The organism is Geodermatophilus sp. URMC 64 (assembly GCF_053502555.1).
Window position 1 is genome coordinate 848985 of the sequence record NZ_CP199955.1, and the last position, 23456, is coordinate 872440.

The window sequence follows — 23456 nt, forward strand, 5'->3', positions numbered from 1 at the left end:
CGGAGCGGTCCCCCTCCACCGGTACCCTCGGTGAAATGTGCGGGATCGTGGGTTACGTCGGCCCGCAGGACGCCCTGGACGTCGTCCTGGAGGGCCTGCGGCGGCTGGAGTACCGAGGTTACGACTCAGCGGGCGTCGCCGTCCGGACCGAGGACGGTGAGCTGGCGTCGGCCAAGAAGGCCGGCAAGCTGGCCAATCTCGAGAAGGTCCTGAGCGAGCACCCGCTGCCCGCCTCGACGCTGGGCATCGGGCACACCCGCTGGGCCACGCACGGCGGCCCCACGGACCGGAACGCCCATCCCCATCTGTCCTCCGACCGCAAGGTCGCGGTGATCCACAACGGGATCATCGAGAACTTCGCGCCGCTGCGGGCCGAGTGCGAGGCCGACGGCGTCGAGTTCACGTCGGAGACCGACACCGAGGTCACCGCCCACCTGCTCGCCGCCGCCTACGCCGACGCCCCGGAGGGCCCGGGCCGGCTCGCGGAGGCGATGCGCGTCGTCTGCCGCCGGCTCCAGGGCGCGTTCACCCTCGTCGCCGCGCACGCCGACGAGCCGGACACCCTGGTCGCCGCCCGGCGCAACAGCCCGCTGGTCGTCGGCGTGGGGGACGGCGAGTACTTCCTCGGCTCCGACGTCGCCGCCTTCATCGCGCACACCCGCGAGGCGCGCGAGCTCGGGCAGGACCAGGTCGTCGAGATCGACCGCGAGCGGGGCGTGACGGTCACCGACTTCTCCGGCACCGTCGTCGAGCCCACCGCCTACACCGTCGACTGGGACGCCGCCGCCGCCGAGAAGGGCGGCTACCCCTGGTTCATGCTCAAGGAGATCGCCGAGCAGCCCCAAGCGGTCGCCGACACCCTGCTCGGCCGGCTCGGCAGCAAGGGCGAGCTGGTCCTCGACGAGGTGCGGCTGTCCGACCAGGAGCTGCGCGACATCGACAAGGTCTTCGTCGTCGCCTGCGGCACCGCCTACCACGCGGGCCTGATCGCCAAGTACGCCATCGAGCACTGGACCCGGATCCCGGTCGAGGTGGAGCTCGCCAGCGAGTTCCGCTACCGCGACCCGGTGCTGGACCGCTCCACGCTGGTCGTCGTCATCAGCCAGTCCGGCGAGACCATGGACACCCTCATGGCGCTGCGCCACGCCAAGGACCAGAAGGCCCGCGTGCTGGCCATCTGCAACGCCAACGGCTCGACCATCCCGCGTGAGTCCGACGCGGTCCTCTACACCCACGCCGGGCCTGAGGTGGCGGTCGCCTCGACCAAGGGTTTCCTCACCCAGCTGGTCGCCTGCTACCTGGTCGGTCTGTTCCTCGCGCAGGTGCGCGGCATCAAGTACGAGGACGAGGTCGCCGCGATCGTCGCCGACCTGCGCACGCTGCCCGACAAGGTGGCCACGGTGCTGGCCGGCATGGAGCCGGTGCGTGAGCTCGCCCGGTCGCTGGCCGACCGCAACACGATCCTGTTCCTCGGCCGGCACGTGGGCTTCCCGGTGGCGCTGGAGGGCGCGCTCAAGCTCAAGGAGCTGGCCTACATCCACGCGGAGGGCTTCGCGGCCGGCGAGCTCAAGCACGGCTCGATCGCCGTCATCGACCAGGGGACGCCGGTGGTCGTCGTCGTCCCGTCGCCGCGCAGCCGGGAGTCGCTGCACGGCAAGGTCGTGAGCAACATCCAGGAGGTCCGGGCCCGCGGGGCGCGCACCATCGTGATCGCCGAGGAGGGCGACGAGGACGTCGTCCCGTACGCCGACCACCTGGTCCGCGTGCCCCGGACGCCGACCCTGCTCGCCCCCGTGGTGACGACGGTGCCGCTGCAGGTGTTCGCCTGCGAGATCGCCGACACCCGCGGTCTGGACGTCGACCAGCCGCGCAACCTGGCCAAGTCCGTCACCGTCGAATAGGCCACCCTTCAGGGGCCCGCGCCGAGCCTGCGAGGCGTGGGGGGAAGGGTGGTCCTTTGACAGACTGAGCGGGTGATCATCGGGGTGGGCATCGACGTCGTGCCCGTGCAGCGCTTCGCGGAGTCCCTGACGCGCACGCCGGGGTTGCGGGACCGCCTGTTCACCCCGGCCGAGCAGCAGACGCCGTCCGGCACGCCGCGCACCGGCGAGTCGCTCGCGGCACGGTTCGCGGCCAAGGAGGCGGTCGCCAAGGCCCTCGGCGCCCCCGGCGACCTGCAGTGGCACGACGCCGAGGTGACCGTCGGCGAGTACGGCCGGCCGCACCTGGAGATCCGCGGCACGGTGGCCGGCCGCGCCGCGCAGCTCGGCGTCACCTCCTGGCACCTCTCGCTCAGCCACGACGGCGGCATCGCCTCGGCGGTCGTCGTGGCCGAGGGGCTCGGGCACGGCGGACCCGCGTGATCGGCCTCTACACGGCCGCCGAGGTGCGGGCGGCCGAGGCGCCGGTGCTGGCCGCCACCCCCGAGGGCGCGCTCATGCAGCGCGCGGCCACCGCCCTGGCCACCGTCGGCCTGCGGCTGCTCGGCCGCGCCTACGGCGTCCGGATCACCGCGCTGGTCGGCGCCGGCAACAACGGCGGCGACGCGCTGTTCGCCGGCGCCGCGCTGGCCGGCCGCGGCGCGCAGGTGACCGCCGTCCTGCTCGCTCCCGACAAGGCGCACCCGGCCGGGCTGGCCGCGCTGCGCCGGGCGGGCGGCCGGGTGGTCGTGGACGGCGACGACGGTCTCGACCGCGCCGACCTCGTCCTCGACGGCATCGTCGGGATCGGCGGCTCCGGGGGGCTGCGGCCCCCGGCCGCGGCGATCGTCGAGCGGGCGGCGACCGGCCCGGGCCTGATGGTGGCCGTCGACGTCCCCAGCGGGGTGGACGCCGACACCGGAGCGGTGCCCGGCGCGGCGTTCCCCGCCCAGCACACCGTGACCTTCGGCGCGGTGAAGCCTGGGCTCGTGGTGGGTGCCGGCCGGGGCTACGCCGGCACGGTGCACCTCGTCGACATCGGCCTGGACCTGCCGCGGGCGTCGGCCCACCAGATCACCGACGCCGACGTCGCCGCCCGCCTGCACCCGCCGGCGCCGGACGACGACAAGTACTCGCAGGGCGTCGTCGGCATCGTGGCCGGGTCGAGCACCTACCCCGGCGCCGGCGTCCTCTGCACCGGCGCAGCCCTGCGGACGCGTCCGGGCCTGGTCCGCTACGCAGGGACGGCGGCCGAGGGCGTGCGGGCCGCCTGGCCGGAGGCGATCGTCACCTCCGGCCGCCCGTCGGACGCCGGTCGGGTGCAGGCCTGGGTGGTCGGCCCCGGCATGGGCACCGACGACGACGCGCGCAGCGTGCTGACCGAGGTGCTCGCCACCGATCTGCCGGTGCTCGTCGACGCCGACGGGCTGACCATGGCGGCGCGGGAGCCGGAGCTGGTCCGGCGGCGCGGCGCCCCGACCGTGCTCACCCCGCACGACCGCGAGTTCGCCCGCTTCGGGTTCGAGGTCGGCGCCGACCGGATCGGCGCGGCCCGCCGGCTGGCCGCGGAGCTGGGCGCCGTCGTCCTGCTCAAGGGCGACGCGACCGTCGTGGCCGGTCCGGACGGCGCGGCGTTCGTCAACGCCACCGGGACGTCGTGGCTGGCCACCGCCGGCACCGGCGACGTCCTCTCCGGGATCATCGGCGCCCTGCTCGCCACCGGGCTGCCCGCGGCCGAGGCCGCCGCCGCGGGCGCGCACCTGCACGGGCGCACCGGCCAGCTCGCGGCCGAGCGCGGGCCGCTGGTCTCGGGGGACCTGATCCGCCGGCTGCCCGACGCGGTCGGCCTGGTGCGCGGGGTTCCGGCGCGCCGCCTGGGAGACTGGACGGCGTGAACGACGCTCGGGCCGAGGTGGTCGTCGACCTCGACGCCATCGCCGCCAACACCGCGGTGCTGCGCGAGAAGGTCGGCCGGCCGCTCATGGCCGTCGTCAAGGCCGACGGCTACGGCCACGGCATGCTCCCCGCGGCCCGTGCCGCGCTGGCCGGCGGCGCCGACATGCTGGGCGTCGCCGTCATCGAGGAGGCGCTCGGGCTGCGCGCCGGCGGTGTCACCGCGCCGCTGCTGGCCTGGATCCACGCGCCGGGGGAGGACTTCGCCGCCGCGCTGACCGCGGACGTGGAGGTCTCGGTCAACGCCGAGTGGGGCCTGGCCGAGGTCCTCGCCGCCGCCCGCCAGGTCGGCCGGACCGCCCGCGTGCACCTGTTCGTCGACACCGGGCTCTCCCGGGAGGGCGCGACGATGGAGGAGTGGCCCGGGCTGGTGGCCGCGGCCGCCCGTGCCCAGGCCGACGGCGAGATCGAGGTCGCCGGGCTGTGGAGCCACATGGCCTACGCCGACGCGCCCCGCCACCCGACGATCGGCCGGCAGGTCGCCGTCTTCGAGGAGGCCGTGGCCCTGGCCCGCGGTGCGGGGCTGACCGAGGCCCGGCGGCACCTGGCCAACTCCGCGGCGACCGTGGCCCTGCCGGAGACCTGGTACGACATGGTCCGCCCCGGCGTCGCCGTGTACGGGCTCGACCCGCTCGGCGGCGACCCTGCCGACCACGGGCTGCGGCCGGCGATGACCGCCCAGGCCCGGGTCGCGCTGACCAAGCGGGTGCCGGCCGGCGTCGGCGTCTCCTACGGCCACACCTACTCGCCGGCCACCGAGACCACGCTGGCGCTCGTGCCGGTCGGCTACGCCGACGGCGTGCCGCGCGCCGCGGGCAACCGGGCACCGGTCCTGGCCGCGGGGGAGCACCGCCGGATCGCCGGGCGGGTGTGCATGGACCAGTTCGTGCTGGACGTCGGCGACTCCCCGATCCGGCCCGGCGACCGGGTCGTGCTGTGGGGGCCGGGCAAGGACGGCGAGCCGACGGCGCAGGACTGGGCGGACGCCGTCGACACCATCCACTACGAGCTCGTCACCCGGATCGGCGGCCGGTTCAGCCGCCGCTACGTGGGCTCGGCGGGCGCCGTCTGATGGCGCAGAAGCCGAGGAAGACCGCGCACCACGTCTCCAAGGGGCAGGCCGCCGGGATCGCCGGCGCCGTCCTCGGCCTCGCCGCCGCCGGCACCGCGGTGGGCGTCGCCGTCACGAGGGCCGTCGCCCGGCGGCGGCTCGGCCCGCCGCTGCCCGAGGCGTCGGAGCCCGACGCGGAGCTGCGCGAGGACGACCCGCTCGGCCCCGCCGCCCGCCGCGCCGACCGCACGGCACTGGTCCAGGCCGACGACGGCGTGCTGCTGTCGGTGGAGGAGGTCGGCCCGACCGACGCCCCGCTGACCGTGGTCTTCGTGCACGGCTACACGCTCTCCATGGCGTCGTGGACCTTCCAGCGGCTGGCGCTCGGCGCGGAGCTGGCCACCGCCAACGGCTCCCGGCCGACCGCCCGGCTGGTTTTCTACGACCAGCGGGGGCACGGCTCCTCCGGCCGCGGTTCGGCCGAGCACGCCACCATCGAGCAGCTGGCCCGCGACCTGGCCGCGGTGCTCGACCGGCGGGCGCCCCGCGGTCCCGTCGTCCTGGTGGGCCACTCCATGGGCGGCATGACGATCATGGGTCTGGCGGCGCTGCACCCGGAGCTGTTCGGGGACCGGATCGTCGCCGCGGCGCTCCTCTCGACGTCGAGCGGCAACCTCGCCGACCTCAGCTTCGGCCTGCCGGAGCTGCTGACCCGGGTCCGGGCGGCGGTGTTCCCGGTCGCGGCCTGGACGATGCGCCGCCGCCCCGCCTTCGCCGAGCGCACCCGCCGCTGGGCCGCGGACCTCGTCTCGGCCATCACCTGGTCGCTGTCGTTCTCCTCGGCCGACGTCGACCCGCGGCTCGGGCACTACGTGGACTCGATGATCGCCGGCACGCCCGTCGACGTGATCGCGGAGTTCTACCCGGCACTGGCCGGCATGGACGAGACCGGGTCGCTCGAGCCCCTGCGCCGGGTGCCGACGCTGGTGCTCACCGGCGACAAGGACCGGATGATCCCGATGGAGCACAGCGAGCTCATCGTGGATCGGCTCACGGACGCGGACTTCGTGGTCATCCCGGACGCCGGCCACCTCGTGCTGCTGGAGAAGCACGAGGAGGTGACCGCGGCGCTGTCCCGGCTGCTACGGCAGGCCGCCGCCGAGGCCGGCGTCCCGGTCGCCCGTCACTGACTGCTCAGCAGGAACCGCCGCCGCCGTCCGCGCCGCCGCAGCCGCCGTCCCCACCGAAGCCGCCCCAGCCGCCGGCGTCCCCGCCGGCCCAGTACGCCGGCATGTACGAGTGGGCGCCGCCGTGGTCGCGGACCCGGGCCCGGCGGGGCGGCGTGGGCGGCTCGAAGAGCGAGGCCCACAGGGCCGCGTCCGGCATCGCCCGGACGCCGGTGAGAGCGACCAGCATCGCGCTGGTCCCCGGCGCCACGTGGTCGGCCGGCGGGTCCGCCTTCAGCCGGCGCAGCGCCGCCCGGCCCGCACGGGTCAGCGCCGGGCGCGGGCGGTCGCCGGAGAACCAGCGCTGCCGGCCGGAGAGCAGGCCGTCGGCGGCGAGCCGGTCGCCGATGGCGGCGATGCGGGGGTCGCGGTCGAGCAGCCAGCGCAGCGTGCCCGCCGACCGGCGCGGGCGCGAACCCAACGCGTCCAGGACGGCGGCCTCGACGGGGAACCGCCGGCGGACGTCGGTCGCGGACAGCTCGCCCGTCGCCCGTGCCTTCACGCGGCCGCTCTCCGCGAGAGCCACCAGCGCGGTGTCGACCACGTGGTGGGGTCCGCCGGCCAGATAGGCGATGTCGTAGACGTCGTACCGGTCGAGGGAGGGTGCCGTGGTCGTCATCGCCGTCCGTCCTTCGGTCGGAGAAGTGGGAGGGTGTGCGGCCGCGAGGACACGGTGGCATGCGTGCATCCATGCGCGAAAGCTGGCTTGCAAGATTGCACGGGTGAGAGCACGATCATTGCCGTGATCGACACCCCGTCCGTGCGCGAGCGGAGGCTGGCCCAGGAGCTCCGGCTGCTGCGCGAGGTGGGTCAGCTCCACGGCAAGGACGTCGCCGAGCGGCTGGGCTGGTCGCCGTCGAAGGTGTCCCGCATCGAGAACGGGCGCATCGGCATCAGCCCGGAGGACCTCGAGCTGCTCATCGGCCTCTACGAGGTCCCCGAGCAGCAGGCCGGCTTCCTGCGCCGCCTGGCGCCGTCGGCCCGCCCGAAGGGCTGGTGGGACGCCTACGCCGACACCCTCTCGGCCGGCTACGCCAACCTCATCCGCCTGGAGGCCGGCTCGCGGGCGCTGCGCTGCTACGCGGCGGTGATCCCGCACGCGCTGCTCCTCGCTCCGGACTACCTGCGCGAGGTCATCCTGGCGACCTGGGAGCGCCCCGCGCAGACGGAGATCGACCGCCGGGTGGCCGTGTGCCGCCGCCGCCAGGACGTGCTGGCGGCGGACCGGCCCGGCGGGCCGCTGCAGCTCTCCGCGGTCGTCGACGAGTCGGTCCTGCACCGGCGCGTGCACCCCGATCCCGCGGTGCTGCGCGGCCAGCTCCAGCGGCTGCTCGAGGTCGCCGAGCTGCCGAACGTGACCATCCAGCTGCTGCCGTTCACGGCCGGCCTGCCGCCGGTGACCGCCGGGTCCTTCTCCGTCCTGGAGTCCCGGGCGACCGGCACCGAGGACGTCGTCTACCTGGAGAACAAGACGCGGATCTTCTTCATCGACGCCGAGGCCGAGGTGCACCGCTACTCGCGGGCGGTCGATCTGCTCGGCGAGATGGCGCTTGACCCGGACGAGTCGGCGGCCCGGATCGGCCGGGCGCTGGCCGCCCTCTGACCTGCTCGGCCTAGGGTGCTGGCGTGCCCGCCCCCCGTCCGCCGCGTCTCGACGCGGCCGCCGAGGAGGTGGCGCGCACCGCCGCCGCGGCCCCGGACTGGGGCAGCCTGGCCGCCGCCGCCCGCCCCTGCGTGGCCTGTCCCGAGCTGGCGGCGTCCCGCCGGCACGTCGTCGTCGGCGACGTCCCCGCCGCGGGCCGTCCGCGGTTCGCGCTGGTCGGCGAGGCGCCCGGGGCGCAGGAGGACGAGACCGGCCGGCCGTTCGTCGGGAGGTCGGGGGCGCTGCTGGACCTGCTGCTCGCCGAGGCGGGGCTGGACCGCGGGCAGGCCGCCGTCCTCAACGTGGTCAAGTGCCGGCCGCCCGGCAACCGGACGCCGAAGACGCCGGAGGTGGCCCGCTGCAGCGGGTGGCTGCGCCGCCAGCTCGAGCTGCTCGACCCGCCGGTCGTGGTCGCGCTGGGGCTCTCGGCCGCGAAGTGGTTCCTCGGCCCGCGGACGGTGCTGGCCGCCGTCCGCGGCGCCCCGCACGACGTCGGCGGCCGGGCGGTGTGGGCGACCTACCACCCCTCGGCGGCCATCCGGTTCGGCCCGAACGGCGCGCCCCGCGCGGGGCTGGCCGCCGACCTCGCGGCGGTGGCGGCGAGCCTGCGGGAGGTGCGCGCGTGAACCTCGAGCACACCCTGCCGACGCCCGCGGACACCCGCGCGCTCGGCGCCGAGCTGGCGAAGGTGCTGCGCCCCGGCGACCTCGTCGTCCTGGTCGGTCCGCTGGGGGCCGGCAAGACCGCGCTGACGCAGGGCATCGGCGACGGCCTCGGCGTGCGGGAGCCGGTGACCTCCCCGACGTTCGTCATCGCCCGCGTGCACACCGGCGGGCGGCTGCCGCTGGTGCACGTGGACGCCTACCGGCTCGGCAGCGTCGCCGACGTCGACGACCTGGACCTCGACGCCTCGGCGGAGGAATCGGTGACGGTCGTGGAGTGGGGGCAGGGGCTGGTCGAGCAGCTGGCCGACGAGCACCTCGAGGTGCGCCTGGACCGTCGGGACGACGACGTCCGGACGGCGGCGCTGGTGCCGCACGGCGCCGGCTGGGCGAGCCGGCTGGCCTGAGGACTACCTGCGGAAGACGACCAGCCGCAGCATGACGAAGTTCCACGCCGTCCCGAGTCCCTGGGAGATCGCCCAGGCCACCGTCACCTTCCACCAGGTGTCCGGCAGGACGAGCAGCGCCAGGGCGTTCACGCCGAGGATCAGGAAGAACGTGGTGCCGTAGAGCAGCGCGAAGCCGGTCGCGCGGCGGGCGCCGCCCTCGACCTTGAACGCCCAGCGCCGGTTGAGGGCGTAGGCGGTCGCGGTGCCGACGACGAAGCTGATCGCGCGCGCGACGTAGGTGGGCGCGCCCAGGTGCAGGGCGAGCGTGTAGACCGACAGGTCCACGATCGCGCTGAACCCGCCGACGAGGACGAACCGGATCAGCTGGCCGAGGACCTCGCTGCGGGTCCCCTCGGTGGTCTTCTCGTCGATCACGAACAGGTCCTCCAGGAAGCGGGAGCGCCCCACCCTAGGCACGTGCCCCCGCCCGCCGCCGCACCGACGCCGGGACGGGGGAGCGCGCGGGACCCGTGTGACGGGAGGGTCCGTTCTGTCGGTGCACGGTCCTACGGTGCGGGGCCATGACGCTTTCCGGCAGGGTGGCGCTCGTCGCCGGGGCGACCCGCGGCGCGGGCCGGGGGACGGCGGTGGCGCTGGGGGAGGCCGGCGCGACGGTCTACTGCACGGGCCGCACCACGCGGGAGCAGCGCTCGGAGTACGGCCGCGCCGAGACGATCGAGGAGACCGCCGAGCTGGTCACGGCGGCCGGGGGCACCGGGATCGCGGTGCAGGTCGACCACCTCGACCAGGCGCAGGTGGCGGCCCTGGTCGCGCGGATCGACCGGGAGCAGGGCCGGCTCGACGTGCTCGTCAACGACGTCTGGGGTGGCGACCCGTTCATCGAGTGGAACACCCCGGTCTGGGAGCACGACCTCGCGGCCGGGCTGCAGCTGCTCCACCGGGCCGTCGACACCCACCTGATCACCGCCCACCACGCCCTGCCGCTGCTGATCCGCCGGCCGGGCGGACTGGTCGTCGAGATGACGGACGGGACGGCCGCGTACAACGCCGGGCACTACCGGGTGAACGCGTTCTACGACCTGGCCAAGGCCGCCGTGCTGCGCCTGGCCTTCGCCTGGTCCCACGACCTGGCGCCGTACGAGGCGACCGCGGTCGCGCTGACGCCCGGGTGGCTGCGCTCGGAGGCGATGCTCGACGCCTTCGGCGTCGCCGAGGAGAACTGGCGGGACGCGCTGGAGCGGGTGCCGCACTTCGTGATCTCCGAGTCGCCGCGGTTCGTCGGGCGGGCGGTCGCCGCGCTGGCCGCGGATCCCGACCGCCGCCGGTTCGACGGGAAGTCCCTGTCGAGCGGCGAGCTCGCCGGCGTGTACGGCTTCACCGACCTCGACGGGTCCCGGCCCGACGCCTGGCGGTACGTGGTCGAGGTGCAGGACGCCGGCAAGCCCGCCGACGCCACCGGATACCGGTAGTCGCCGTCCGGTCGTCAGCGGCGGATCCCGCGCACCGACCGGTAGGTGTTCCGTGACGCCCGCATGGCCGCCCGGACCTGACCGACGAAGTAGCCGACGACGAGGCCTCCGGTGCCGCCGAGCAGCAGCCCGCTCATGAAGTCCTGCGACACGAAGCGCCTCCTGTCGAGCGAGCGTGGTCGCGCGTCAGTGAAGGGAATCGCACGGGCTCGGCCGATGCGACGCGCCGTCCCCGTGGGGTCGGCGTCCCGCTCCGGGCGAGCCCCCACCGTCGGTGGACGCCGAATCGCTCCGCGTTCACGACACGAGGGGGCTCCGGGCGCTCAGTAGTCTTGCCGTCCGTGCTCGTCCTCGCCCTCGACACCGCCACCCCGACGCTCGTCGCCGGGGTGGCCCGCTGGTCGGCCGGCGCGGCCGTCGAGGTGCTCGCCGAGCGAGCCGTGCCCTCCGGCAACCGGCACGCCGAGCTGCTGACGCCGGCCATCCAGGCGGCGCTGGCCGGGGCCGGCGTCGCCCTCGGCGACCTCGGCGCGATCGTCGCCGGCCTCGGCCCGGGCCCGTTCACCGGCCTGCGCGTCGGCGTCGTCACCGCGACGACCCTCGCCGACGCCCGCGGCCTGCCCGCCGTCGGCGTCTGCTCGCTGGACGCGATCGGCACGGGCGCGCGCACGGTGGTCACCGACGCCCGTCGCAGGGAGGTCTACTGGGCCGCCTACGACGACGCCGGCGCACGCGTCGCCGGGCCCGGCGTCGACCGGCCCGAGGAGCTGGCCGCGGCCGGGCCGTTCGTCGGCGACAACCGCTTCGCCGAGCGGCTGGGCGCGCCGGTCGCGCCGGCCGACGTGACGACGGCGGGACTGGTGGCGGCCGCGGCGGCGCAACTGTCCGACCCCTCGGCGGCCGGACCGCTGCTCCCGCTCTACCTGCGCCGTCCCGACGCCACCCCGCCGGCCTCGATCAAGGCGGTCACGCGGTGACGTTCTTGCGGGCCATGCGGCTGAGTGACCTGCCCGCCGTCCTGGCGCTGGAGGAGGAGCTCTTCGCGCCCGACACCTGGACCGCGGCGATGTACCGCGACGAGCTGGCCCGTACCGACACCCGCTGGTACCTGGTGGCCGAGGACGACGAGGCCGTCGTCGGCTACGGCGGCCTGATCGCCTATCCCGACGAGGCGCACGTGGCGACGATCGGCGTGACGAGGTCCCGGCAGGGCGAGGGGATCGGCGCGCGGCTGCTCGACGCGCTGCTGGCCGAGGCCGACCGCCGGGGCAGCCCGGTGGTGCTGCTCGAGGTGCGCGCCGACAACGAGGTCGCGCAGGGGCTCTACCGGCGGCGCGGGTTCGCCGAGATCGGCCGGCGGCGCGGCTACTACCAACCCAGCGGCGCGGACGCCGTGGTGATGAAGAGGGAGCGGCTGTGAGCGAGCCCCTGGTGCTCGGGTTCGAGACGTCGTGCGACGAGACGGGGGTCGGCCTGGTGCGCGGGCAGACGCTGCTCGCCGACGCGCTGGCCACCTCGATGGCCGAGCACGAGCGCTTCGGCGGCGTCGTCCCCGAGATCGCCTCGCGGGCGCACCTGGAGGCCATGGTCCCGACCGTGCACCGCGCGCTCGCCGACGCCGGCGTCCGGGCCGACGACGTCGACGCGGTCGCGGTGACCTCCGGACCGGGCCTGACCGGCGCGCTGCTGGTCGGCGTCGCCGCCGCCAAGGCCTACGCGCTGGCGCTGGACAAGCCGCTCTACGGCGTCAACCACCTGGCGGCGCACGTGGCGGTCGACGAGCTGCAGCACGGCCGGCTGGCCGAGCCGTCGATCGCGTTGCTGGTCTCCGGCGGGCACAGCTCGCTGCTGCTCGTGCCCGACCTCGCCCGGGAGGTACAGTCGCTGGGCCGCACGATCGACGACGCGGCGGGGGAGGCCTTCGACAAGGTCGCCCGGGTGCTCGGCCTGCCCTTCCCCGGCGGCCCGCCGATCGACAAGGCCGCCCGCGAGGGCGACGCCGCCGCGATCGACTTCCCGCGCGGGCTGACCGGCCCGCGCGACGCCCCCTACGACTTCTCGTTCTCCGGCCTGAAGACGGCGGTGGCCCGCTGGATCGAGGCGCGGCAGAAGGCCGGCGAGCCGGTGCCGGTGGCCGACGTCGCCGCCTCGTTCCAGGAGGCGGTGGCCGACGTCCTGACCGCGAAGGCGGTGCGCGCCTGCCGCGACACCGGCGTCGACCACCTGGTGCTCGGCGGTGGGGTGGCGGCCAACTCGCGGCTGCGCGCGCTGGCCGAGGAGCGCTGCGCGGCGGCCGGCATCGTGCTGCGGGTGCCGAGTCCCCGGCTGTGCACGGACAACGGTGCGATGGTCGCCGCGCTCGGGTCGCGGCTGGTCGAGGCCGGTGTGGCGCCGTCGGCGCCGGACCTCGGCGCGGACAGCTCCCTGCCGATCGACGTCGTCTCTCGTTAGCGGAGGTCGACAGCGCAGGTTTCCTGCGCTCTCAGCCTCCGGTGAGGTCGCAGACGAGGGCGGTCGGCACGCCGGCGACCCTCGTGACGACGACGACGGCGGACGCCGGCCCTGGCCCGCGCAGCCGGCGGGCCAGGGTCTCGGGCTCGATCGCCGAACCGCGCTTCTTGACCGTCACCCGTCCGACGCCGCGGGTCCGCAGCAGCGCGCGCAGCTTCTTGAGGTTGAACGGCAGCACCTCGGCCACGCGGTACGAGCGGACCCAGGGGGAGCCGGCCGCCGCGTCCGAGGTCAGGTAGGCGATCGTCGGGTCGACCAGAGTGGCGTCGAACCGGGCCGCGACCAGCGAGACCAGGCCCGAGCGGATGACCGCCGGGTCCGGCTCGTGCAGCCAGCCGCCGACCGGGCCCACCGGCGCCGGCCCGGGGTCCTCGTCGGCGGTGAGCTCCAGGAACGCCCCGTCGTGGACGAGCGTCGCCCGGCGCCACGTCGCCGCCAGGCCGGTGCCCCACAGCAGCGCCTCGGCGATCGAGCCGCCGGCGGAGACCCACTCGGCCTCCACGCCGGCGGGCACGCGCTCGTGGTCCAGCCCGGGCGCCACCTTCACCACCGTCCGCGGCACCCGGTCGAGCAGCGCGGCCACCGTGGACCACGGCGGGGACCACCGGTCGGGGTCCAGCTGCCGCCTGCCGCCCGCCCGCCGCGCCGGGTCCAGCACCGCGGCCGGGCAGCCGGCCACCCGGGCGTGCTCGGCCCGGTCGACCAGGTCGACGACGTCGCCGGCCGTGACCTGGACGCGGGAGGCCAGGCCGAGTGCGTCGGCGTTGGCCGCGGTCAGCTCCCGCGCGACCGGGTCCCGGTCGACGGCCAGCACCGAGGCGCCCCGCCGCGCCAGGGCTATCGAATCCGTTCCCGCGCCGCAGCCGAGGTCGGCGACCGGACCGCCCCCGTCGGCCAGCAGCCGCCCCGCCCGCCGGTCGGCCAGCTCCGGGCGACCGGCCTGCTCGAGGGTGTCGGCGGTGAGGAACAGCCGGTCGGCGTCGGCGCCGAACACCGGCCGGGCGCGGGCGCGCAGGCCGGCCAGCTCCCACGCCGGCCCCGCCAGCTCGGGGCTCAGCTCCTCGCGCAGCCGGGAGAGCCCGGGCAGCAGGTCGACCCCGTCGGCGAGCAGGCCGGCGGCCCGCTGCACCGCCGCGGCCCCCTCCGCCGTCCGCAGCCGGCGCAGCACGCCCAGCGCGGTATCGGCGGAGGCCGGGTCGGGTACTGCGGGCACGCGGAGAGCCTCGCGCACGCCGCCGTCGCCGGGGCGGGGGACCCGGTTGAGCGGCTGGCACTCTCATGGGTAGAGTGCCAAATCGACACGGGCGCAGTGGTCTGACCCCCGCGACGGCAGGCCCGGTTCCCGTGCCACAGCTCAGTTCCACTTATCAGCCGTCCGATCCCGAAGGGGGCGTCACGACGTGACGACCGCTACCAAGGTCAGCATCAAGCCGCTGGAGGACCGCGTCGTGGTCCAGGCCAACGAGGCCGAGACCACCACGGCCTCCGGCCTGGTCATCCCGGACACCGCCAAGGAGAAGCCCCAGGAGGGCACCGTCGTGGCGGTCGGCCCCGGCCGCATCGACGACAACGGCAACCGCGTTCCGCTCGACGTCTCCGTCGGCGACGTGGTGATCTACTCGAAGTACGGCGGCACCGAGGTCAAGTACGGCGGCGAGGAGTACCTGGTCCTCTCCGCCCGCGACCTGCTCGCCGTCGTGGAGAAGTGACCTCTCCTCTCCACCGGAGCTGACCAGCTCTTCCGACCGCCCCGGCGGCCCGCACTCCCGGGTCCCCGGGGCGGTCGTCGTCTCACCCTGCGAACCCCGAGAGGTCAGGCATGGCCAAGATCATCAAGTTCAACGAGGACGCGCGGCGCTCGCTCGAGCGCGGCGTCGACAAGCTGGCCAACGCGGTCAAGGTGACCCTCGGCCCGCGCGGGCGCAACGTCGTCCTCGACAAGAAGTTCGGCGTCCCCACCATCACCAACGACGGCGTGACGATCGCCCGTGAGGTCGAGCTCGAGGACCCGTACGAGAACCTCGGCGCCCAGCTGGCGAAGAACGTCGCCACCAAGACCAACGACGTCGCCGGCGACGGCACCACCACGGCCACCGTGCTGGCGCAGGCGCTGGTGCGCGAGGGTCTGCGCAACGTGGCCGCCGGCGCCAACCCCATCGCGCTGGGCCGCGGCATGCGCGCCGCGGTCGAGGCCGTCCACCAGGAGCTCGACAAGATCGCGATCCCGGTCGACGACCGCAGCGCCATCGCCGGCGTCGCCACGGTCTCCGCGCAGGACGCCACCGTCGGCGAGCTGATCGCCGAGGCGATGGACAAGGTCGGCCGGGACGGTGTCATCACCGTCGAGGAGAGCAACACCATGTCGACCGAGCTGGACGTCACCGAGGGCGTCCAGTTCGACAAGGGCTACCTCTCGCCGTACTTCGTCACCGACGCCGACGCGCAGGAGGCCGTCCTCGAGGACGCCCTCGTCCTGCTGGTCACCGGCAAGATCAGCGCGCTCGCCGACCTCCTCCCGCTGCTGGAGAAGATCCTGAACAGCGGGGGTTCGCCGCTGCTCATCGTCGCCGAGGACGTCGAGGGCGAGGCGCTGTCCACGCTCGTCGTCAACTCGATCCGCAAGACCATCAAGGTGGTCGCCGTGAAGTCGCCGTACTTCGGCGACCGGCGCAAGCAGTTCATGACCGACCTCGCCGTCGTCACCGGCGGCCAGGTGGTCAGCGAGGACGTCGGCCTCAAGCTCGACGCCGTCGGCCTGGAGGTGCTCGGCACCGCGCGGCGGGTCACCGTCACCAAGGACGCCACCACGGTCGTGGACGGCGGCGGCTCGGCGGAGGCGGTCTCCGACCGGATCGCGCAGATCCGACGCGAGATCGAGGCGACCGAGTCCGACTGGGACCGCGAGAAGCTGCAGGAGCGGCTGGCCAAGCTCGCCGGCGGCATCGGCGTCATCCGGGTCGGCGCGGCCACCGAGGTCGAGATGAAGGAGAAGAAGCACCGGATCGAGGACGCCATCTCGGCCACCAGGGCCGCGGTGGAGGAGGGCGTCGTCCCCGGCGGCGGCTCCGCGCTCGTGCACGCGGCCGCGGTGATCGACGGGCTCGACCTCACCGGTGACGAGGCGACCGGCGCCCGCGCCGTCCGCCGCGCCCTGGACGCCCCGCTGGCCCGGATCGCGGCCAACGCCGGCCTCGAGGGCCAGGTCGTGGTCAGCCGGGTCCGGGACCTCGGGCAGGGGCAGGGCTACAACGCCGCCACCGGCGAGTACGGCGACCTGGCCGCCCAGGGCGTCGTCGACCCGGTCAAGGTCACGAAGGCCGCCCTGGAGAACGCCGCCTCGATCGCGGCCATGGTGCTCACCACCGACTCCGCCGTCGTGGAGGCACCGGAGGAGCACCACGACCACGGGGCCGGGCACCACACCCACGGCCACTCGCACGGCCACGGGCACAGCCACAGCCACTAGGCCCTGATCGATCACCGCCTGAACGCGACAGAGGGCCGGGTCCGGACATCGTCCGGACCCGGCCCTCTCGTACGTCTGTAGGAACTACACCCCGGCGGCGACGGCGGCAGGCTCCGCGGCGATCAGCCGGGCCCGCTCCTCCTCGCTCATGCCGCCCCAGACCCCGTACGGCTCGCGGACGGACAGCGCGTGCTTCAGGCACGCCTGCACCACCGGGCACTTCGCGCAGACGGCCTTCGCCGCGGCCTGGCGCCGCGCCCGTGCCGGCCCGCGTTCCCCGTCGGGGTGGAAGAAGAGGGACGTGCTCTCGCCACGGCAGGCGCCGTGCAGCTGCCAGTCCCACACCTCGGCAACGGGGGTCGGGAGTCGGCGGATGTCGGCCATGTCGTCCTCCTGGGCTCGGGTCGCGAGCCGGAGGGGGGCTGGTCCGGCTGCAAGGGGGCCGATGCCCGAGGTCCTTCGGGGTCAAACACACCCAGGTCGCGCATTTTCGCGCGGATTCCCCGAACGCGCGACCTCACCCCCGGGAGTGAGGGTGCCTGTTGCTCCCACCAACGGTCGATCAAGGTGATTTCGGGTCGTGCCGACGACCGGGTGGGGGAACCCGGCCGCGGCACGGCTCACGTGTCGGACGGCGACTCCCTGGACGGGAGTCCCCGTCCGAGCGACACCCGGCCGGGCGCTCCCCGGCAGGGAGGGACCGGCCGGCAACGCGTCCGGGGGAACGAGGAGCAGGCGTGATCGACGATCGGATGCGCGGTCCGGGCCACGGTGCCACGACCGTCTGGGTGTACGACGAGCGGCGTCGCGTGCGCGACGACGTCGCGTCCCGACTGGTGGCCCTGCCCTTCGTGGGCCGGGTGGAGGTGGTCGGGGACGCGCAGTCGCTGCTGTCGCGGCTGGCCACCCGCACGCCCGACGTGCTGCTGGTCGGCACGCAGCGGGCCGTGGACTCCGGCCTCACCGTGGCCACCCAGGCGCTGCGCGCCCACCCGGGACTGCCGGTGCTGGTGCTCGGCGCGCCCGACGACGCCGAGACCGTCCGCGCGGCCGTCGCCTTCGGTGCCCGCGGGTACCTGCGCTGGGACGCCACCCCGATCGAGATGGGCCTCGGCCTCTCGCGGGTCGGTCTGCGCGCCGACGGCCGCATCCCGGCCCCGGCCGCCCCGCCGCAGCAGCTGGCCTCGGTCGGCGCCGGCTCGTCGTCCTGGAACACCGCCCCGCTGGCCGGCTCGCAGCCGACCACGGTGCGCTCGACCGTCCGCGAGCTGGCCCCGGTCAGCCTGTCGATGCGCGAGATGCAGGTGCTCACCGGCATGAGCCAGGGCAAGAGCAACGCCCAGATCGGCCGCGAGCTCTACCTGTCCGAGGACACGATCAAGACCCACGCCCGGCGGCTGTTCCGCAAGCTCGGCGCCAAGGACCGTGCCGAGGCCGTCGCGACGGGCTTCCGCCGCGGCATGATGCAGTAGGAGCGGGACCTACCCGACCGAGCCCCGGTGCCTCGTGCACCGGGGCTCGGGTCGTTCCAGGGTCCTCTGTCAGTCGTCCCGCGCGTGGCGGCCGCGGCTCTCGGTCCCCGACTCCCGCTCGGCGGCCGCGGCGATGCCGTCGGCGTAGCCGCTGGCGTAGTCCCAGCTGACGTAGTCGTCGGGGTTCGGGTCGAACGGCGGCTCGTGCCGGCCGGTCTGCCCCTCCTCGAGCAGCTGCCGCAGGTTGGCCTGCATGAGCGCCCAGTCGACGTGGTGCTCCTCCTCGCAGTCCGGGCAGTCGACGACGATGCCCTTGACCCCGGTCGGCTCCAGCAGGGTGCGGAAGACCTCGAGTTCCGCGAGATCGTCGAGGACGCCGGCCCGCTCCTCCATGGTCAGCGGCGGCGGACCCGGTCGGTCGGCGGGCCCGAAGTCCGGCCCCGTTGCGTCGTCCCAGCTGTTCACGGGTCCCACGGTAGTGCGACGGCAGGGGAAAGACCGCCCCCGCGACGCCGCCGCCTACGATCGGGGACGGTCCCCGCCTGCGCCCGGCCAGGGGCGCCTGCCGCCGCGGGACCCGAGAACCGAAGGGGTGGCCGCCGACGATGCAGCCCGACGACGACGTTTTCCGCAGTCTCGCGACGGAGCTGCCGGCGAAGTTCGCTCCGCTCGGCCTGACCTACGACGACGTCCTGCTCATCCCTGGCGCGTCGGACGTCGTCCCGGCCGAGGTGGACACCAGCAGCCGGCTGACCCGGCGGATCCGGCTGGCGGTGCCGCTGGTCTCCAGCGCGATGGACACCGTGACCGAGGCCCGCATGGCGATCGCGATGGCCCGCGTCGGCGGCGTCGGCATCCTGCACCGCAACCTCGCCGCGGAGGAGCAGGCCGGTCAGGTGGACCTGGTCAAGCGGTCCGAGGCCGGCATGGTCACCAACCCGGTCACCGCCTCCCCGGACAACACCCTGGCCGAGCTCGACGCCCTCTCCGCGCGCTACCGGATCTCCGGCGCGCCCGTGGTCGACGCCGACGGCGTGCTGGTCGGCATCTGCACGAACCGGGACATGCGGTTCGAGACGGACAAGAACCGGCTCGTCCGCGACGTCATGACGCCGATGCCGCTGGTCACCGCCCCCGTCGGCGTGGACCCCGACACCGCGCTGCAGCTGCTGTCCAAGCACAAGGTCGAGAAGCTGCCGCTGGTCGACGAGGCCGGCCGGCTGCGCGGCCTGATCACGGTCAAGGACTTCGTCAAGCGCGACCAGTACCCGAACGCCACCAAGGACGCCGACGGCCGGCTGGTCGTCGGCGCCGCGCTCGGCGTCGGCGACGACGCGTACAAGCGGGCCGGCCTGCTGGTCGACGCCGGGGTCGACGTGCTCGTCGTCGACACCGCGCACGGCCACCAGCGGGCGGTGCTGGACATGGTCGCCCGGGTCAAGACCGACTTCGGCGGCGAGGGCGGCCTCGAGGTCGTCGGCGGCAACGTCGCCACCCGTGCCGGGGCGCAGGCCCTGATCGACGCCGGCGTGGACGCGGTCAAGGTCGGCGTCGGCCCGGGCTCGATCTGCACCACCCGGGTGGTGGCCGGCGTCGGCGTGCCGCAGGTGACCGCCGTCTACGAGGCGGCGCTGGCGGCCAGGCCCGCCGGCGTCCCGGTGATCGCCGACGGCGGCCTGCAGTACTCCGGGGACATCGCCAAGGCCCTGGTCGCCGGGGCGTCGACGGTGATGATCGGCGGGCTGTTCGCCGGCGTCGAGGAGGCGCCCGGCGAGCTGGTCTTCGTCAACGGCAAGCAGTTCAAGACCTACCGCGGCATGGGCTCGCTCGGCGCCATGCAGAAGCGCGGCAACCAGTCCTACAGCCGCGACCGCTACTTCGCCGACGACGTCCTCTCCGACGACAAGCTGGTGCCCGAGGGCATCGAGGGCCAGGTGCCCTACCGCGGCCCGCTCGCGGGGGTCGCCCACCAGCTGGTCGGCGGCCTGCGCGCCTCGATGGGCTACGCGGGGGCGCCCACCATCGAGTACCTGCAGGAGCACGGCCAGCTGACCCGCATCACCTCCGCCGGGCTGGTCGAGTCGCACCCCCACGACATCCAGATGACCGTCGAAGCGCCCAACTACCGGGGGCGATGAGCATGCCCGTGCGCGAGACCGTCGAGATCGGCCTCAACCGCTTCGCCCGCCGCGGCTACGACCTCGACGAGGTGTCGATCGTGCCGTCGCGGCGCACCCGGGACGTCGACGACGTCTCCACCGCCTGGCAGATCGACGCCTTCCGGTTCGACATCCCGCTGGTCACCAGCCCGTCGGACGCCGTGATCAGCCCCGAGACGGCGATCGCGGTCGGCCGGGTCGGGGGCTTGAGCGTCCTCAACGCCGAGGGGCTGTGGGCCCGCTACGAGGACCCCCTGCCGGTCTACCGGAAGCTGCGCGAGGCGGCCGGCCCGGCCGGCCCGCCGGTCGCGCTGCTCCAGGAGGTCTACTGCGAGCCGGTCAAGCCGGATCTGATCACCGCCCGCATCAAGGAGATGCGCGACGCCGGGACGACGACGGCGGTGCGCGTCTCCCCGCAGCACACCGAGCAGCTGGCGCCCACGGTCCTGGCCGCGGGGGTCGACCTGCTGGTCATCCAGGGCACCGTGGTCTCCGCCGAGCACGTCACGACGCAGGGCGACGCGCTGAACCTCAAGGAGTTCATCGCCGACCTCGACGTCCCGGTGATCGTCGGCGGCGCCGCCGACTACCGCACCGCGCTGCACCTGATGCGCACCGGCGCGGCCGGGGTCATCGTCGGCGTGGGCGCCGACAGCTTCTCCACGACCGACCTGATCATGGGCATCCGGGTGCCGCTGGCCAGCGCGATCGCCGACGCCGCGGCCGCCCGTCGCGACTACCTCGACGAGACCGGCGGCCGGTACGTGCACGTCATCGCCAACGGCCGGATCGAGACCAGCGGCTCGATCGCCCGGGCGCTGGCCTGCGGTGCGGACGCCGTCCAGCTCGGCGAGCCGCTGCGGATCGCCCGCGAGGTCCCCGGCGGCGGCGTGTGGTGGGACTCCGTGGCCGCGCACCCGCGGCTGCCGCGCGGCGGCGCCTCGGCGCCGCTGCCGCCGGCCGGCTCGCTGGAGCAGGTGCTGCTCGGCCCGGCCGAGGAGGCCGACGGCCGGACCAACCTGTTCGGGGCGCTGCGCCGCACCATGGCGAAGACCGGCTACCGCGACCTCAAGGAGTTCCAGCGGGTCGACCTGGTGCTCGGGGGCTGACGCGTGGACTTCCCGACCGTCCTGGTCGTCGACTTCGGCGCGCAGTACGCCCAATTGATCGCCCGGCGGATCCGTGAGGCCGGCGTCTACTCCGAGATCGTCCCGTCGACGACGCCGGCGGAGGAGGTCCTGGCCCGCAAGCCGGCAGCGATCGTCCTCTCCGGCGGCCCCTCCAGCGTGTACGAGCCCGGCGCCCCGCAGGTGGACCCGGCGCTGTTCGAGTCCGGCGTCCCGGCCTTCGGCATCTGCTACGGCTTCCAGGCCATGGCGCAGTCGCTCGGCGGCACCGTCGCGCACACGGGCGACCGCGAGTACGGCGGCACCCCGCTGACCCTCACCACCGAGGGCCGGCTGTTCGGCGCGCTGCCGGTGCAGCAGTCGGTGTGGATGAGCCACGGGGACGCCGTCGCCGAGGCCCCGCCCGGGTTCACCGTCACCGCCACCTCCACCGGCGCGCCGGTGGCGGCGTTCGAGGACGTCGACCGCAAGCTCGCCGGCGTCCAGTTCCACCCCGAGGTGCGGCACACCGCGCACGGGCAGACGGTGCTGCAGCACTTCCTGTTCGACATCGCCGGCCTCGAGCCGACCTGGACGATGGCCAACGTCGTCGAGGAGCAGGTCGAGCGGATCCGCGCGCAGATCGGCGGCGGCCGCGCGCTGTGCGCGCTCTCCGGGGGCGTGGACTCGGCGGTCGCGGCCGCGCTGGTGCAGCGCGCCATCGGCGACCGGCTCACCTGCGTCTACGTCGACCACGGGCTGATGCGCGAGGGCGAGACCGAGCAGATCGAGCGCGACTTCGTCGCCGTCACCGGGGTCGACCTTCGGGTGGTCGACGCGCGCGAGCAGTTCCTCGGCGCGCTGGCCGGCGTCTCCGATCCGGAGGAGAAACGCAAGATCATCGGCCGGGAGTTCATCCGGGTCTTCGAGCAGGCGGCGCTCGACGTCGTCGGCGACGCCAAGGCGCACGGCGAGACGATCGACTTCCTCGTCCAGGGCACGCTCTACCCCGACGTCGTCGAGTCCGGCGGCGGCACCGGGACGGCGAACATCAAGAGCCACCACAACGTCGGCGGCCTGCCCGAGGACCTCACCTTCACCCTCGTCGAGCCGCTGCGCACGCTGTTCAAGGACGAGGTGCGCGAGGTCGGCATCCAGCTCGGGCTGCCGGAGACGATGGTGTGGCGCCAGCCGTTCCCCGGCCCCGGCCTCGGCATCCGCATCGTCGGCGAGGTGACCCAGGAGCGGCTCGACGTGCTGCGCAAGGCCGACGCGATCGTGCGCGCGGAGCTCACCTCGGCGGGTCTGGACCGCGAGATCTGGCAGTGCCCGGTGGTGCTGCTCGCCGACGTCCGGTCGGTGGGTGTGCAGGGCGACGGGCGCACCTACGGGCACCCGATCGTGCTGCGCCCGGTGTCCAGCGAGGACGCGATGACCGCCGACTGGACCCGCCTGCCCTACGACCTGCTGGCGAAGATCTCCACGCGGATCACCAACGAGGTGCGCGACGTCAACCGCGTCGTCCTCGACGTGACCAGCAAGCCGCCCGGCACGATCGAGTGGGAGTAGAAGGACCCCGCTGCCCCCACCGCTCGCAAGCTCGCGGCGGGCCCTGCGGCGGGGCCGTAACAGCGCGTCAGCCGGCGCGGTAGATCAGGCCGTTGCCGTCGGCGGCGGTCAGCGTCAGCCGGTCGCCGTCGATCGCGACGCGCGGCCCGTTGTCGAGGACGGCGAGCACGTGCTCGTCCTGACGCCCGACGTCGCCCGGGCAGCCGATGTCGTCGCGCGTGACGTCCAGCGTCAGTACGGCGCCGGCGATCTGCCACGTCCCGAGGACGCCGCGGCAGCCGGTCGAGCCGGTCGCCGTGCCGTCCTCCGCCAGGCGCAACGTCGCCTCCCCGAGCACGGACGACGCCACCTCGCCCTCCACCAGGGTGTCGAGGGTCCAGCTCGTGCCCACGAGCTCTCGGTCGGGGACCGGTGCCTGCCGGGTGAACCGCAGCGCGAGGTCGGCGCCGGTCAGCACCAGCTCGTCGCCCTCCCGGGCGGCCCGGTCGGCCGCCCCCAGCGCGGTCAAGAAGGCGGTCTCGGCGGCCATGACGTGGGGATCGCAGCCCATCTCGGTGCCGCCCAGCCCGTCGATCGTCAAGGCATCGCCGTCGAGGGTGTAGCCGCCCGCGTAGTGGTTGCAGAAGGAGATCCCGCGCAGCCGGGTGTCCTCGAACACCAGCGTCGCAGACGCGCCGGTCGGTTGCGGCAGGGCGGCGCCGCCGGAGCTGCCCGCCACGAACTGCCAGCTGCCGAGGACGTCGGGGCTGCTGCCGGCCGAGGTCCTCGCGCAGCCGGCGACCGCGAGCAGCGCCACCAGCACCAGCACCCGGACCACGGCGGCAGCGTGGAGGCCGGTGGA

Annotated in this window: 25 protein-coding genes; 18 read left to right on the top strand and 7 right to left on the bottom strand. The window is 74.8% G+C overall.

Annotated elements, in window-relative coordinates:
* Positions 1 to 35: 35 nt before the first annotated feature.
* The 5 genes from glmS to ACWIYF_RS04335 all read left to right on the top strand — a co-directional run bounded on the left by glmS (position 36) and on the right by ACWIYF_RS04335 (position 6113).
* The gene (glmS, locus tag ACWIYF_RS04315; RefSeq protein WP_448626878.1) at positions 36 to 1901 is read left to right on the top strand and encodes a glutamine--fructose-6-phosphate transaminase (isomerizing); all 1866 of its coding nucleotides are present in this window, start codon (positions 36 to 38) and stop codon (positions 1899 to 1901) included.
* 72 nt (positions 1902 to 1973) lie between these two features.
* On the top strand, positions 1974 to 2363 hold the full coding sequence (locus ACWIYF_RS04320; RefSeq protein ID WP_448626879.1) for a holo-ACP synthase: 390 nt from the start codon (positions 1974 to 1976) through the stop codon (positions 2361 to 2363).
* Positions 2360 to 3814 (top strand): NAD(P)H-hydrate dehydratase, encoded by a 1455-nt coding sequence (locus ACWIYF_RS04325; RefSeq protein WP_448626880.1) that lies wholly within the window; start codon positions 2360 to 2362, stop codon positions 3812 to 3814. Before ACWIYF_RS04320 ends, ACWIYF_RS04325 begins: the two co-directional genes overlap by 4 nt.
* Positions 3811 to 4944: an alanine racemase gene (gene alr, locus ACWIYF_RS04330; protein ID WP_448626881.1), complete on the top strand. Its 1134-nt coding sequence runs from the start codon at positions 3811 to 3813 to the stop codon at positions 4942 to 4944. Before ACWIYF_RS04325 ends, alr begins: the two co-directional genes overlap by 4 nt.
* On the top strand, positions 4944 to 6113 hold the full coding sequence (locus ACWIYF_RS04335; RefSeq protein WP_448626882.1) for an alpha/beta fold hydrolase: 1170 nt from the start codon (positions 4944 to 4946) through the stop codon (positions 6111 to 6113). Before alr ends, ACWIYF_RS04335 begins: the two co-directional genes overlap by 1 nt.
* A 4-nt stretch (positions 6114 to 6117) precedes the next feature.
* On the opposite strand, the gene ACWIYF_RS04340 is transcribed toward ACWIYF_RS04335, so the two are convergent.
* Complete coding sequence (locus tag ACWIYF_RS04340) at positions 6118 to 6837, bottom strand: TIGR04222 domain-containing membrane protein (protein WP_448626883.1); 720 nt, start codon at positions 6835 to 6837, stop codon at positions 6118 to 6120.
* Between the two features lie 54 nt (positions 6838 to 6891).
* On the opposite strand from ACWIYF_RS04340, the gene ACWIYF_RS04345 reads away from it, so the two are divergent.
* Genes ACWIYF_RS04345 through tsaE form a run of 3 tightly spaced genes read left to right on the top strand, consistent with a single transcriptional unit; the run spans position 6892 to position 8860 of the window.
* Positions 6892 to 7752: a helix-turn-helix domain-containing protein gene (locus ACWIYF_RS04345; protein ID WP_448626884.1), complete on the top strand. Its 861-nt coding sequence runs from the start codon at positions 6892 to 6894 to the stop codon at positions 7750 to 7752.
* Between the two features lie 23 nt (positions 7753 to 7775).
* Positions 7776 to 8417: a uracil-DNA glycosylase gene (locus tag ACWIYF_RS04350; RefSeq protein WP_448626885.1), complete on the top strand. Its 642-nt coding sequence runs from the start codon at positions 7776 to 7778 to the stop codon at positions 8415 to 8417.
* Positions 8414 to 8860 carry a tRNA (adenosine(37)-N6)-threonylcarbamoyltransferase complex ATPase subunit type 1 TsaE gene (gene tsaE / locus ACWIYF_RS04355; protein WP_448626886.1) on the top strand — a complete coding sequence of 149 codons (447 nt, stop codon included), beginning with the start codon at positions 8414 to 8416 and terminating at the stop codon, positions 8858 to 8860. Before ACWIYF_RS04350 ends, tsaE begins: the two co-directional genes overlap by 4 nt.
* A 3-nt stretch (positions 8861 to 8863) precedes the next feature.
* Here the strand turns inward: tsaE and ACWIYF_RS04360 are convergent, their stop codons facing one another.
* Positions 8864 to 9310, bottom strand: a complete 447-nt coding sequence (locus ACWIYF_RS04360) for a GtrA family protein (RefSeq protein ID WP_448626887.1) — start codon at positions 9308 to 9310, stop codon at positions 8864 to 8866.
* Positions 9311 to 9423: 113 nt separating this feature from the next.
* Between ACWIYF_RS04360 and ACWIYF_RS04365 the strand changes: the two genes are divergently transcribed.
* Positions 9424 to 10332, top strand: a complete 909-nt coding sequence (locus ACWIYF_RS04365; protein WP_448626888.1) for an SDR family oxidoreductase — start codon at positions 9424 to 9426, stop codon at positions 10330 to 10332.
* 14 nt (positions 10333 to 10346) lie between these two features.
* Here ACWIYF_RS04365 and ACWIYF_RS04370 read toward each other — a convergent pair whose 3' ends face one another.
* A complete protein-coding gene (locus ACWIYF_RS04370; protein ID WP_448626889.1) occupies positions 10347 to 10484 on the bottom strand; it encodes a hypothetical protein in 138 nt (45 codons plus the stop codon).
* Positions 10485 to 10673: 189 nt separating this feature from the next.
* Here ACWIYF_RS04370 and tsaB point away from each other — a divergent pair, with 189 nt between their 5' ends.
* Genes tsaB through tsaD form a run of 3 tightly spaced genes read left to right on the top strand, consistent with a single transcriptional unit; the run spans position 10674 to position 12783 of the window.
* A complete protein-coding gene (gene tsaB, locus ACWIYF_RS04375; protein ID WP_448626890.1) occupies positions 10674 to 11309 on the top strand; it encodes a tRNA (adenosine(37)-N6)-threonylcarbamoyltransferase complex dimerization subunit type 1 TsaB in 636 nt (211 codons plus the stop codon).
* Complete coding sequence (rimI, locus tag ACWIYF_RS04380; protein ID WP_448626891.1) at positions 11306 to 11752, top strand: ribosomal protein S18-alanine N-acetyltransferase; 447 nt, start codon at positions 11306 to 11308, stop codon at positions 11750 to 11752. The genes tsaB and rimI overlap by 4 nt, the downstream gene beginning before the upstream one ends.
* On the top strand, positions 11749 to 12783 hold the full coding sequence (tsaD, locus tag ACWIYF_RS04385) for a tRNA (adenosine(37)-N6)-threonylcarbamoyltransferase complex transferase subunit TsaD (protein ID WP_448626892.1): 1035 nt from the start codon (positions 11749 to 11751) through the stop codon (positions 12781 to 12783). Before rimI ends, tsaD begins: the two co-directional genes overlap by 4 nt.
* A gap of 31 nt (positions 12784 to 12814) precedes the next feature.
* On the opposite strand, the gene ACWIYF_RS04390 is transcribed toward tsaD, so the two are convergent.
* Positions 12815 to 14056 carry a class I SAM-dependent methyltransferase gene (locus ACWIYF_RS04390; protein ID WP_448626893.1) on the bottom strand — a complete coding sequence of 414 codons (1242 nt, stop codon included), beginning with the start codon at positions 14054 to 14056 and terminating at the stop codon, positions 12815 to 12817.
* 187 nt (positions 14057 to 14243) lie between these two features.
* On the opposite strand from ACWIYF_RS04390, the gene groES reads away from it, so the two are divergent.
* Together groES and groL are read left to right on the top strand one after the other, a co-directional pair.
* Complete coding sequence (gene groES, locus ACWIYF_RS04395; RefSeq protein WP_448626894.1) at positions 14244 to 14552, top strand: co-chaperone GroES; 309 nt, start codon at positions 14244 to 14246, stop codon at positions 14550 to 14552.
* Positions 14553 to 14662: 110 nt separating this feature from the next.
* Entirely contained in the window at positions 14663 to 16309 is a 1647-nt protein-coding gene (gene groL, locus ACWIYF_RS04400) for a chaperonin GroEL (protein WP_448626895.1), read from the top strand.
* An 84-nt stretch (positions 16310 to 16393) separates the two neighbouring features.
* On the opposite strand, the gene ACWIYF_RS04405 is transcribed toward groL, so the two are convergent.
* Entirely contained in the window at positions 16394 to 16693 is a 300-nt protein-coding gene (locus ACWIYF_RS04405; protein ID WP_448626896.1) for a WhiB family transcriptional regulator, read from the bottom strand.
* A gap of 353 nt (positions 16694 to 17046) precedes the next feature.
* Between ACWIYF_RS04405 and ACWIYF_RS04410 the strand changes: the two genes are divergently transcribed.
* Entirely contained in the window at positions 17047 to 17781 is a 735-nt protein-coding gene (locus ACWIYF_RS04410; protein ID WP_448626897.1) for a response regulator transcription factor, read from the top strand.
* A gap of 69 nt (positions 17782 to 17850) precedes the next feature.
* Here ACWIYF_RS04410 and ACWIYF_RS04415 read toward each other — a convergent pair whose 3' ends face one another.
* Positions 17851 to 18246: a DUF5319 family protein gene (locus ACWIYF_RS04415; protein WP_448626898.1), complete on the bottom strand. Its 396-nt coding sequence runs from the start codon at positions 18244 to 18246 to the stop codon at positions 17851 to 17853.
* A 140-nt stretch (positions 18247 to 18386) separates the two neighbouring features.
* On the opposite strand from ACWIYF_RS04415, the gene guaB reads away from it, so the two are divergent.
* Genes guaB through guaA form a run of 3 tightly spaced genes read left to right on the top strand, consistent with a single transcriptional unit; the run spans position 18387 to position 22615 of the window.
* Positions 18387 to 19919, top strand: a complete 1533-nt coding sequence (guaB, locus tag ACWIYF_RS04420) for an IMP dehydrogenase (protein ID WP_448626899.1) — start codon at positions 18387 to 18389, stop codon at positions 19917 to 19919.
* A 2-nt stretch (positions 19920 to 19921) separates the two neighbouring features.
* Positions 19922 to 21049 (top strand): GuaB3 family IMP dehydrogenase-related protein, encoded by a 1128-nt coding sequence (locus tag ACWIYF_RS04425; RefSeq protein WP_448626900.1) that lies wholly within the window; start codon positions 19922 to 19924, stop codon positions 21047 to 21049.
* 3 nt (positions 21050 to 21052) lie between these two features.
* The gene (gene guaA, locus ACWIYF_RS04430) at positions 21053 to 22615 is read left to right on the top strand and encodes a glutamine-hydrolyzing GMP synthase (RefSeq protein WP_448626901.1); all 1563 of its coding nucleotides are present in this window, start codon (positions 21053 to 21055) and stop codon (positions 22613 to 22615) included.
* Between the two features lie 67 nt (positions 22616 to 22682).
* Here the strand turns inward: guaA and ACWIYF_RS04435 are convergent, their stop codons facing one another.
* Entirely contained in the window at positions 22683 to 23432 is a 750-nt protein-coding gene (locus ACWIYF_RS04435; RefSeq protein WP_448626902.1) for an META domain-containing protein, read from the bottom strand.
* Between the last annotated feature and the right edge of the window lie 24 nt (positions 23433 to 23456).